Origin of the sequence: Flavivirga jejuensis, assembly GCF_030540765.1 — a bacterium.
In the GTDB taxonomy this organism is placed as follows: Bacteria; Bacteroidota; Bacteroidia; order Flavobacteriales; family Flavobacteriaceae; genus Flavivirga; species Flavivirga jejuensis.
Genome location: NZ_JAUOEL010000018.1, coordinates 1 through 13,656, shown reverse-complemented (window position 1 = coordinate 13,656; position 13,656 = coordinate 1). Strand labels below are relative to the sequence as shown.

1 protein-coding gene and 1 pseudogene are annotated in these 13,656 nt (G+C 34.8%); both read right to left on the bottom strand.

The window, feature by feature from the left end; genetic code table 11:
- Positions 1-13,168 (bottom strand): SDR family NAD(P)-dependent oxidoreductase (locus Q4Q40_RS23915; RefSeq protein ID WP_303304579.1); only part of this gene is annotated, 13,168 nt, incomplete at its 3' end.
- A 4-nt stretch (positions 13,169-13,172) separates the two neighbouring features.
- A pseudogene (locus tag Q4Q40_RS23910) lies at positions 13,173-13,656 on the bottom strand (hypothetical protein); the annotation flags it as partial.

Sequence of the window (13,656 nt, the reverse complement as noted above, 5' to 3'; positions counted from 1 at the left end):
ATATCCCATAGCATTCTTCAGAACTAAGAATGCGTTGCTGACAATTGTCTTTCAGCACTTCAATATCTATGTTTAAGTACTCACTTTCGTTTAGTAACAATTCCTTCGAGTATAACTCGGCCAGTCCTTGTCCATAAATATCTCCCTCTCGATAAATCTGATAATCAATCTTTCCGTCATCTTGTAAAGAGAGCGAGATGTCAAGTTGTGTGCTTTGACCGTTAATCGTAAAGGGTTTCATCCAAACTACATTTTTCAGCCTTATAACGGTTTCCTTCTCATATTTTCCGTTTAAAGATTGAGCGACAGATTCCCTTGCCATTTCTAAATAGGCTACTCCGGGTAATAAGTGTTGACCCTGAACAACATGATCTTTCAAGAAAAACTCTTCTCCTGTAAATTCAGAGCTATAACGTTGTTGGGAAAAATCAGAGGTATTCTCTTGAACAAGGGGATGCAATATGGTTTTAGAGGCATAACCCTTGATTCTTCCCGTGTCTAAAGTACCGATTTTGTCATTTGAATCAGGAACCCAATAGTGTTCTCTTGCAAAAGGATAACCCGGAAGGCTTATTCTTTTGGGTTTAATATCTCTATAAAGAAGGTTCCAATCAAACACTAACCCTTTTACCCATAGTTCAAGGAATTTATCATACTTTCCTTTGTTTATCCAAGTTTCAATTGTAGAGGAAATATCATCATCTAGTAGTACCGACAAGGTCTCGCTATTTTTTTCTATTCGACCAATAATTATATCCTTATTATCAATTTCTTTATTAAGAATAGCTTTCAATTTAAGTACAAGTTCTTCAACTGATTTTACTATTATTGCAAGACGTTCTTCCATTGATTCTCTTCCGATTTGCAGTGTGTAAGCAATGTTGACAAGATCCTTGTTGCTATATTCTTCTTGATTAAATAGATTTAGTAGGCTTAATACATATTCATTCAAACGCTCTTTGTTTTTTGCTGATAGAACGATCAATACTGGTCTTTTTAAAACGGTTAAGGCTTCGGAATCATCTGTCTTTTTTTCTCGAAATTCTTCTATAATAACATGGGCGTTGGATCCACCTGCGCCAAAAGAAGATATTCCCGCTATTTTTGGGAACGTGGTATCGACCCCGTTAACCTTCAATTTAGGTCGTTTCCAATGTTTAAGTTCTTGATTTACAGAGAAAGGACTGTTAATAAAATCTATATTGGGGTTTAGCGTCTTGGAATGTAAAGAAGGAACTATTTGGCTATGTTTAAGTTGTAATAGTACTTTTGTTACCCCTGCAATTCCGGCCGCACTCTCACAATGCCCGATATTAGACTTGGCAGAACCAATATCACAAAACTGATTTTCATCCGTAAAATCTTGGAAAGCTTTTTTTAGACCAGTAATTTCTATAGGGTCCCCTAAGGATGTTCCTGTACCATGAGCTTCTATGTAGCTAATAGCTTTTGGGTTAATGCCGGATTTTCTAATGGCATTTTTTATAGCATTTGCTTGAGCATTAGGGTTAGGAACCGAATATCCATTTGTTTTTCCTCCATGGTTGATGGAGACCCCTTTGATAACTCCATATATATTGTCTCTGTCTTCAACGGCCTTACTCAAAGGTTTCAGAAGTATAGAGCCTACTCCTTCACCTGGTACATACCCATCGCCTCCTTCTCCAAAGCTTTCACATTTTCCTTTACTGGATACAAACCTGCCATCAGAAAGCATTATATATTTATGAGGATGTATGGAAACATTTACTCCACCAGCTATGGCAACTTCACAATTTCCGTCCTGTATATTTTGACAAGCTAATTGAATAGCTGTGATTGAAGATGAACACATGGTGTCAACAGCTAGACATGGTCCATGGAAATTAAAGAAGTATGAAACCCTATTTGCAATTGACGAAGGACTTCCTGCAAGAGCTATTGGATTACCTTTCAAAGTTTCTTCTATGCCAAAAAATTGATATTCTTCATACATTACTCCCACAAAGACCCCAACATTTCCATCCATTCCGTTAGAGTTATATTGGCTTAAAGATTCTTTGGTATAGCCAGCATCTTCTATGGTGTGATACACGCACTCCAGAAATAGTCGCTCTTGGGGATCCATAAATTCGGCTTCTTTGGGAGAAATATTAAAAAACAATGGATCAAAATGATTAACTCCTTCTATAAACCCTCCCCATTTACTATAAGTTTTTCCAGTTTTGGTTTTGTCATTATCGAAGTAAAGAGAGTTATCCCATCTCTCCTTAGGAATCTCTGTTATAGAATCTTTCCCTTCTTTCAGGTTCTTCCAAAAAACATCAAGGTTTTTTGCACCTGGGTAACGTCCACTCATGCCAATTATGGCTATATCTAACACTCCATTTGTTTCTGTCTTTTTTTCAGTAGAGACTGGCTGAATTTCCTTTTTTGAACTAGATAATGAAAAATTGATTCTCTTTTGAAATGCAATTTTTTCGTTTTTCGAGGATTCAGCAGAGTAGGAGGTCTCCTCATTTAGACTTAGTATTTGCAGAAGTTGATCGTTGTAGTTGTTTAAGAAATAATCTGTTAAATCATTGATGTCGTGGTATTCAAAAAATAGTGTTTTGGATAAAGTTCCAAAGAATAATTCCAATGCATTGGTGAGCTGCACTATTATTAAGGAGTTTATACCGTATTTTTCCAGTGGTGCATCAGCCTCTATACGTTTAATAGGAATATTAAGTTCATCCGAAAGAAGTTTTTTAAAGAATTTGATAGCTTTTTCTTTTAGTAATTTTGGAGCTATTGAGCTTCTTTTTATTTCACTTAACTTGCTTATAGGTTCTGCAGTAGTTTCATCGATATTGGCAATTAGTATTTCGAAATAGTTTTCAGATAAATACTTTGCGATTCCATGAATAGAACCATATTCGAACAGTATTTTAGGAGTCAATTTTAGATCTAGTTCCTCATTGATTTTTGATACAAATTCGTTAAGAACTACTTCATCAAACCCATATTCGATTAATTCAGTATCCACGTCAATTTCTTCAGACCGAACATCTAGTATATGGGTCACTTGTTGTATCAAGGTTTTCTGTACTCTTTGCAAAATTTCTTCTTCCGTGATTTTTTTATCAAATGTTCTTGTATGATACTTGGAGTCTATTAAATGTAATTTTTCTTTAATTTTAATTAAATCCCCTTCAAGTACAATTATTTGATCAAGGTCACTGGCAAAAGCGCTATACAATGATTCAATACCAATAATGGTTTTCATTGGAGCAAGACCAGACGTTTGACGTATTGTATTTTGAATTTGTTGATTTACGTTCATTCCACCATCTTTCCAGAGAGGCCAATTGATGGACAATGTTTTCCCATATCTTTTCCCAGTTCTCACAAGCTTATTGCGATATTCTACATACCTATCTAAAAAGGTATTGGCAGTAGCATAATCACTCTGACCAATATTTCCGAAAACAGCACTTATGGACGAGAAGCACATGAAGAAATCTAGAGGTATACTTTTACTTGCTTCGTCCAGAGAAATAATTCCAGAGACTTTAGGACTTATTACTTCTTCAAGTTCAAGTTGAGTTTTTTTAATAATAAAATTATCCTTTACTATTCCCGCACAGTGAATTATACCATCTATCTTTCCAAAATTCTCTAAAATATGATCAATTGAACCTTTAACTTTTTCTTTATTTGAAATATCTACCTGTCGATAATGTATTGTAGCATCAAGAGCTCTTAACTGATCCAATTTCTTATGCTTAGATTGACTTAAGGTTGAACGTCCTAAAAGAATAAAAGTCGGTTTTTTAACTCGGGATATAATTTCTTTGACCCAAATTAAACCTAGACTTCCAGCTCCACCAGATATGAGATACACGCCGTTATTTTTCCAGGGCATTAACCGTTTCACGTTTTCGTCATATATTTTGAATTCTTCTACCTCTTTAATTCCATTAGCGTAGCTGATATGTATATCTTCTGGGTAATTAGCATTTTTCTTTAGTTTAGAAGTAAGAACTTTCACTGAATCTCCCGATTGAACTTCAATTAATTGTATAATTAGCTTTGGGTTTTCTAACCTGGCAGTTTTCAATAGTCCTGATATTGCGGATAACAACAGTTTTGAATCATTACAAGGAATTACTATCTGCAACAAGATTCGACCTTTGTCTTTCAGTAGCATTAATTGCTGTATCTTATGAAACACTTGCTTCGTGCCCGTAACGAAGTTTTCACTTAATTCTTTTCTGAGGTCATTTGAATTATCAATTATTGTGATATTAAGCTTTTCTGAAAGTTCAGACAGAAAAGTCTCATCACCGAATTCGAAAAGAATAACTTCACGATAATCATACTCTTCATCCGAGTATGTTCCATGACCTTGTTTCCAATTTTTGCTAAGCAGTAATAAACCGTCTTCTCTTAATGTTTGTGGGGTTCTATTTTCTTCAAGAACTCTAGAAGAAAAGCTTTTGATTTTAACACATATTTTTCCAGTTGCGTCGCATAAATCAATATCTATTTTTTGTATTTTATCATTTGTTGTACTTGTGGGACTCAATCTAACCCATGCCCACATGTTTGTGGTACAGGGATCTATAACTGTCAGTTCTTCGAGTGCATAGGGTAGGGATGATTTAATTGGAGAATCTTGGGTTAAGGTTCCAATTACCGTGCCTATTGAAGCTTGAAAAGCTGCATCCATAATACTTGGATGTAGAACGTAGTCCTTTAGGGAATCAGCAAGACTTTCAGGTAATTCCAATTTTGCAAGGGCCTGTTTGGAGCCTATATATAAGGTTTTGATACTTTGATGCGCCAATCCGTATTCAAGCTTCATTTTCTTGAATATCCCATAGCATTCTTCAGAACTAAGAATGCGTTGCTGACAATTGTCTTTCAGCACTTCAATATCTATGTTTAAGTACTCACTTTCGTTTAGTAACAATTCCTTCGAGTATAACTCGGCCAATCCTTGTCCATAAATATCTCCCTCTCGATAAATCTGATAATCAATCTTTCCGTCATCTTGTAAAGAGAGCGAGATGTCAAGTTGTGTGCTTTGACCGTTAATCGTAAAGGGTTTCATCCAAACTACATTTTTCAGCCTTATAACGGTTTCCTTCTCATATTTTCCGTTTAAAGATTGAGCGACAGATTCCCTTGCCATTTCTAAATAGGCTACTCCGGGTAATAAGTGTTGACCCTGAACAACATGATTTTTCAAGAAAAACTCTTCTCCTGTAAATTCAGAGCTATAACGTTGTTGGGAAAAATCAGAGGTATTCTCTTGAACAAGGGGATGTAATATGGTTTTTGAGGCATACCCCTTAATTATTCCTGTATCTAAAGTACCGATTTTGTCATTTGAATCAGGAACCCAATAGTGTTCCCTTGCAAAAGGATAACCTGGAAGGCTTATTCTTTTGGGTTTAATACCTCTATAAAGAAGGTTCCAATCAGGATTATAACCTTGAGAATATAATGTGGCTAGTGCTGTAAATGATTTTTTATATTCATTTCTAGGAATGGACGTGGTGGATTCTTTTTGTAAAAATTCTTCCGCCTGCTGTTTTAAGGCATTATCGTGAATAGTATTCCGTTTAAAATGCCCTCTAAATATACCTGAGTGGTCCTCTTTTCTGGATGCCTGTTCTAACAATAGAAGAGCCTCATTCAGGTTGGTTGCAATAATGGCGCAGCGATAATCGAAATGATAACGACCCGTTTGGAGTGTATAGCTAAGCTGCAAAATGCTATTCGGGTACTCATTTTTATCTTTTAGAAAACGTAACAGAGTCGATATTTTTGTATCTAAAGCCTCTTCTGTTTTAGCAGATATTGGAAGTAAAAAATGTAAAAACTCTGTGAAACTTTTATTTGATTCTTTTGTATTATAACTTTCCATTACAATATGTGCATTAGTCCCACTCATTCCAAAGGCACTGACCGCTCCCAGAAGGGGTTGGCCAGATTCATTGAGCCATTTGGTATTAGTTTTATTAACGTAGAAAGGACTTTCAGGAAGGTTGATGAAATTGTTTATTTCACGGAAATTCAGACTAGCTGGTATTGTTTTATGACGCATTGCTTGGATCAAACTGACTAAACTTACCAAACCGGAAGCGGCGAAAGTATGGCCGAAATTTGTCTTTGTTGATGACAAAGCACAATAATCTTGTTTGTCTGTGTATCCTTTGAAGGCTTCAATTAAAGCATTTGCTTCTACTGGATCACCTAATTTAGTGCCTGTTCCGTGGGCTATTACGTAGGAAATATCCTTTGGGTTTATCTCGTGTTTATTGTAAACTTCTTTAAGGAGTTCGGTTTGGGAAAGCCCACTAGGTGCGGTAATACCATTGGTTTTTCCATCGTAGTTAATACCAGAACCCTTAATCAAGGCATGAATTGGATCTCCATCTTCGATGGCCTTAGAAAGTTTTTTAAGAACTACGGCTACTACTGCCTCTCCTGGAACCAATCCATTAGCTCTTTTATCAAAAGTAAAGCATTTACCATCAGAAGATAACATTCCTGCTCTGCTCATTCCCAAATAGGCCATTGGGGTTAACATAAGGTTCACACCAGCAGCGATTGCGGTATCACAATCCCCATTTTTAAGACTATTCCAAGCTTGGTGTACCGCTACCAGACCTGAAGAACACGCAGTGTTGATGGATATTACTGGTCCTTTTAAATTCAAAAAATATGAAAGCCGTGAAGCCAGAATACCATCATGATTTGAGGTGATATTTCCATTTTTAAATGCTAGAGATTGATAGTCACCTTGTTCAGTTCCCACAAATACTCCTATTTTTTTGGATTCTAAATGGTTTTTCCCGTATCCAGCATCTTCTAAAGCGTTCCATGTCTCTTGCAATAAAAGTCTTTGACGAGGATCCATATTTTCAGCCTCTTTTGGTGAAATTTCAAAGAACAATGGGTCAAATTCTCTAACACCTGGAATACAAGCGCACCATTTGGTATTAATTTTATTAGGATCAGATGCGTCTTTACAGTAATAATTTTCCCAATCAAACCTATCAAGCGGTATTTCTTTAACGGCGTCCTTTCCTTGGGATAATATATCCCACATTTCATTTGTGTTTCTAGCGCCAGGAAATCTTCCGCTCATACCGATTATGGCTAATGGTTCATTTTGATTTTTTGACTTGTTTTTCCAACCTGTTGATTGTCTAGTATGTTTTCTATCCAACAATTTAGTTTTAGAGGAAGGATTATCTATAGGTAAATATTCTTCTTCTTCTTTCGTATAATATTTTTTTAATGTTTTATGGTAATTGTCTATCAGGTACTTTTGTATTTTTATCAACGTGGGATAATTAAAGAAAACAGAGGGAGCTATATTTAAATTGAATTTTTCACTAAGTTCTGATGCAAAAAGGGTCATACTTACTGAATCAAATCCAAAATCTACAAGGTTCTCGTCAACATCAATTTTCTCTTCATCAAGCTTGAGTATTTCACTTGAAATGGTTTTCAAGTCTCTTTCTAAACAAATATCGATATCGAGAGAATTAATTGCTGAACTAATATTCTTGCGAACTAGATTTTTTGCTTCACTTTGGTTATCATTACTTGCATCGTCAGTTAACTTTAAGAAGCGATGCGCCTTTATTTTTGATCCTTTTATAACAATACATTGATCTGTTTCCGAAGCTAAAATCTGCTCAAACAATTCCATGCCTTCATTAGTAAGTAAGAAATCTTGGCCACTAGATTTAAGATACATTTGTACATTATCTATTTCATCTACTCCCATTCCTCCATCCTTCCATAAAGGCCAATTGATAACAACCGTCCTACCAAATCGTTCTCCTGAGTTTATAAGGCTATTCCTAAAGTAGCTATAAGCTATCTGAAACCTATTTCCAACCGAATAATCGCAAGTACCAAAGTCTCCGAGGATTGCCGCAGTAGAAGAGAAGAAACACATAAAATCAAGAACATCGTGTTTAAATAATCGATCTAAAGCCAATGTTCCATTTATTTTTGGATGAATTGTTTTTTTGAATTCTTCAATCTTTTTTTCGAAAATAGAACCACTTCCTTCAAGCCCTGCTGCATGAATTACTCCGTCTATTTTACCAAACAGTTTTTTAGCTTTTTTAATTCCCGCAGACATATTCTCCATATCCGTAACATCGCTTTGGATATAAAATAACTTGCTTCCTTCTGCTTCACAATCTTTGATAAATGAACTTTTCCGATCGTCAATGGAAGAACGGCCTACAAGGATAATATTGGATTTATATTTTTTTGACAAATATGATGTTAGCAGTTTTCCTAATTCCCCAAAGCCCCCTGTAATCAGATAGGTTTTACCTTGTCTTAAAATATTTTTTTTATTAATAAACTTATATGGTTTGATCTTTTTTATATAACGAATATTATTTTTATAAAGCACTGTTTCGGGTTTGTAAAAGAACTCCTTAGCTATTCTTGAGGCAAGGTCTGCAGTTCTTGTTTTTGATTCTTCATTTTCAATTTCATACAAAACAGATACTTTCAATTGAGATAGTATAAACTTTAAAGATCTTTCAAAGCCTATCCATGATTTTTTATAACAGTCCAGTAAATTATTTTTCAATAGGCCAACAAGTAACAACCTATAAGGATTTAATGATGTTGAAGCTATTCCATGAAGTATATTTATGATAGCCAAATAATCATCTTCATTTGAGTTTAATCCAGCTAGATTCCAATTATAGACAACTCCATCTAGTTGACCATATGACTCCTTAATGCTCTTAAATAAAGTAAAATATTGCTGCTTGTCTTTATACGAAATAGAATAATGATTGGTCTTGATTTTTTTATATTCAGAGCCTTCAAAAACAAAAATCAGTTCTCCTTTAATTAACTCCTTCCACATAGATGAAAATATTAACGGATCATCTGACTTCTGAAAAAAACATACTACTATTTTTGGTTTTGATTTTGGTATGGGATATATAAGATTTTTCTTCCACTCTTCTTTGAAAGTCATAATTTCATTATGCTCATTTTCCAGTGAATAATTATGATTATTATGAAGGATTGACTTATGTTCATGATTTTTGTTGCTTTCCTTTGTTAAGCTGACTCCGTTCATACTAACACAGACTTCACCATCAGTTGAACATATATTAACATCAAATTTATTTTCATCACCTATGCCTGAACAAGGACCCATTATCAATATTGTAGATTTATCTGGTCGTTTATAAACTTCTAGTTTATCAACAGAGGATAGATATAAATGATTTAATTGATCATCAGTATCATTTTTAGACAAAAATGACCCTACCTGATTCAAGCACTCCACTACAGTAGGGTTTATTATATAAAATTGTTGAGTTAAAGCAATATCATCATGTAAAGTTATTTTTGCTCTGGCTTCTCCCTTAGAAGTTGTTATTAAAGACTTCAGTCCTTGCCATTTCTTGTTATAAGCAATACCTAAGGCTTCGTAGCATTCTTGGGAATTCTCAAATGAATGGGTTATGTCCAATTCGTTTTCGTTCAAAGATTTAAGCTGACCCGATGAATAAAATAATTCAGATGATCCTTCTAGATATGTCTTGTTTCCTTCTACTGAATCAGAATAAATTATATAGTCGATCTGTTCATCTATATTGTTGTAAAGACGTATGTCTGTTTTTTTTTGATCTTCTTTAAGATGTAAAGGAGCCTTAACAACTAAATCTTTGAGACGTATGTTTTTGTTGTCCTTATGTTCAGGTTCAATCGATTGAAAAATGGCTTGGATAACCATTTCTAAAAGGATGGAGACTGTTGAATTTCTTGGATGTATTTCCAATAAACCTCTATGAGAGGTTTTGTTATAATCTAAATAGGAGCTATATCGTAAACTATTTAAGTCAGATGTGTTTTTATCTAAAAAGTAATGAAGGGATTTTTCTTTTTTATTCCCAGGAATACCATACTTTATTTTAGGAGGGGTAGATGGCAACCAGTAATGCTCTTTTGCAAAAGGATATGTGGGTAGATTTGTTCTGTTTGGACTATCAGCCGTATAAAATAAACTCCAGTCCATAGAGAACCCCTTAGCCCATAATTCTGCGATTTTTTTGTATTTTCCTTTACTAATCCATTTTTGTAGTAATTCGTCCAAGTCTTCATCATTAGTGAATAAATTAATGGATTCTTTGTTCTTTTTGAGATTACCTATCCAACAATTAGGAATATTTTCTTTGCCATCTAAAAAAGATTCTAATTGCATTATGAGTTTTGACAAATCATTAGTAGCAAAAACGACTCTTGATTTCATAGGCTCTCTTCCAACTTGTAAGGAATAAGCAAGTTCTATAAGATTAATTTTTTTTCTCTCTGATATTTTCTTCAAACTCTTTTTTAAAGAAAAATTAGACGTTTTAAGAAATGTCAGAAGTTTTGATGCATATACTTTTAAGCGTTCATCATCCCGAGCGGAAAGAGGTATTAATTTTATGGATGTATCTTTGGAATTATAAAAAGGCTTTTTTTGTTCATATTGTATGTATTCTTCCAATAATATATGAACATTGGAGCCAGTAGCTCCAAAAGAACTTATTCCTGCCCTTCTCGGATATTCTTTTTCTAAATTATTCTCTTTAATTATAGGACGTTTCCATTTGACAGATTTGTGTTGAATAAAAAACGGTGTTTCTTCTATTTTTAATAGTGGATTTATTTCATTTGAATGAAGAGAAGGTACAAGAGTTTTGTGATAAAGCTGCAAGACCACTTTACTTAATCCCGCAATTCCTGCAGCAGCTTCGGCATGTCCAATATTTGACTTAACCGACCCTATTGCACAAAACTGTTTTTCCTGTGTGTATTTTTTATATCCTTTAATCAAACCTTCGATTTCTATTGGATCTCCCAAAGATGTCCCTGTTCCATGTGCCTCTACATAACTAATCGTCCTAGGATCAATTCCTGTTTTCTCAAAACACATAGATATCATATCTCCTTGAGCGACTGGACTGGGAACCATTATTCCGCTTACCTTACCCACATGATTGATAACACTACCTTTTACAACAGAGTATATGTTATCGCCATCCTCTATGGCTTTGCTTAAAGGTTTTAAAAGAACGGCACCTACTCCTTCACTGGAAACATATCCGTCTCCACCTTTACCAAATGTTTTGCAATGTCCATCCGACGAGTGCATGTCCATCATGCCATAGGTAAGATATTTACTAGGGTGTAAGGAAAGATTTACTCCACCTGTGAGTGCAACTTCACATTCTCCATTTTGTATACTTTGAATTGCTAAATGCATAGCAGTAAGTGATGAAGAGCAAACGGTATCCACCGCAATACTAGGGCCGTGGAAATTACAGAAATAAGAAACACGATTAGGTATAGAGGCGTAGTTAAGTGAAAGAGGAGTAACATAACCCCCGTTATTATTCTGTTCTCCAACTAAAGTATAGTCTTTGTGCATTACTCCAACGAATACACCAACCATGTTGCGTTTATTGGAACCAACAGGTTCTACAAGAGTATCTGGTGTATAGCTTGCATTTTCGATAGTTTCCCAACAAGTTTCAAGAAAAAGACGTTCTTGGGGATCCATGATTTCCGCCTCGCGAGGGGAGATTCTGAAAAATTGTGGATCAAAAGACTTTACGTCATTTAAAAATCCCCCCCATTTTGATAAGGTCTTGCCAGAAGGAGACACTAATCCTTCAAATTGATCGCTATCCCAACGAGACTTGGGAATTTTGGTTATACAATCCTTACCTTCTAAAAGGTTCTTCCAAAATATGTCAATATTACTCGCAGATGGGTATCTTCCAGAGATACCTATGATTGCAATTTCTTTGTATTTCGATGATTTTTTCTTTTTTCTTTTAAATGAATCAGTATTGGACTGTTCATCGCTTTGAAAAAATTTCTCATTTGTTTTTTCTGGTTCCTTAGGAACTTCTTCTTTATCCTTAGCCTTTGTGTCTATAAAAGATGCATCTTCCTTTGATAAATTGTTATCAAGCTGTGATTCCTGGTCAGGCAAAAACGATTCTGATAAATAGGTAGATAACTCTGATATATTTGTATATTCAAACAACAGTGTTGGGGATAATTCGATCCCCACTTCAGTTCCGATCAACTCTACTATTTGAAGTAAATTTGCAGATGCAAGCCCCATTTCATAGTATCCAGATTCTGAGTCGATCTCTTCAAATGGAATTAATAATTGTTCTGAAAAAATTCTTTTCAAATAAGCTTCCATTGACACTTTAGAGTGTGGCTTAGATTTGTTTGAGTAATTTCCAGATTCTGCTAATGGGATCTTATTTGGTCGATTTGAATTCTTTATATTAACATCCTCAATGTTTTCAGAACCTGGTTCAAAAGAATTCCTTACTATTTTGGAAGCGAAATTTTTTAATTCTCCAACCTTGTTACCCGAAGCACTAAAAAATTCAATAGTTATGTAAATTAGTTCTTTCGTTTTTCTAACATCAGATGATTTTATTTTGGCAAATACTTTTTTGTCAAATGGCTCTGAAGCCTTGAACGATTCAAAGAATAGAGGTAAGTATAATTTTCCGTTTTCATTTAGAATCGAAGCGATTAATTCTGAGGATCCAATACAGCTCCCGTCTATTAGAGCTGGGTGGAATAAAAGATCTGAAGTATTATTTTCTGTATCTGCAAAAATTTCAATATATATTGCATCCTTGGATTTGTGGATTGTACCACTAGGTTTCATTAATCCTGTGTGGACAAGGTTGTTATCACGACATTGCTTGTATATAGTTTCGAGATCTACCTTTTTTTTAGTAGATTTTATTATGCCGTTAGGTTTAATAGAGTCTTTAAATTCTAAAGTATCTGTTAAATGCATTTCAGCTTGGAGATAAAGTTTTTTCTCCAATGTTGTTGTCTTATTTTCTGTTTGTTTTTCGATTTTTATGTTCCAACATCCTTTATTATTATCAATGCATTGTATGCTAAGCTGAACAGAATCCTGCGGTCCAACTATTAATGGATTATGAATAGAAAAGTTGCGGAGCTCAAGTGAATCGAAATTTACTCCATTTTCCATAAATAATAGATATAATAAATCGATATAGGCAAGCCCTGGCAAAACAGATTGACCAAAAACTTTATGATTTTGAATTAATGGATGGGTACTATGTATAATTAAATTGTCTTGCATGATTTTAAATATTTTGTCTCCAAAATTTATTTTTGTGTTTAGCCGGAGGTGTTTTTTCCTTTTGTGTTTTAAACAAGGAATTTTGTTGTGACTTTGTAATCAATGAATTGTTTTCTTTTCTTAGATTATGTGGTTTTAGGTTTGGTGTGGGCAATGGTTTTCTCGGAGCGTATCCTGTTACCGGTCTTTCCCATGCCTGGACCACTACGTGTGCGTTGGTTCCTCCGTCAGCGAAGGAGCTGAGTCCGGCGGCTGTATACTCTGTCGAGTCTGTTTTCTCTTTGCGTACAAAATGGAACGGCGATGTTTCGATATTATAATGTTCCATGGGTTGTTGACCCGATATAAAGGGTACATATCTTTGATGGTGTAGTGTTAGTACGACTTTTATAAACCCAGCAATTCCCTCAGCGCATAAAGGGTGTCCTATGTTTGGTTTTACAGATCCTAAACTGCATGGTTTTTTAGAGGTATTCCTATATACGGCC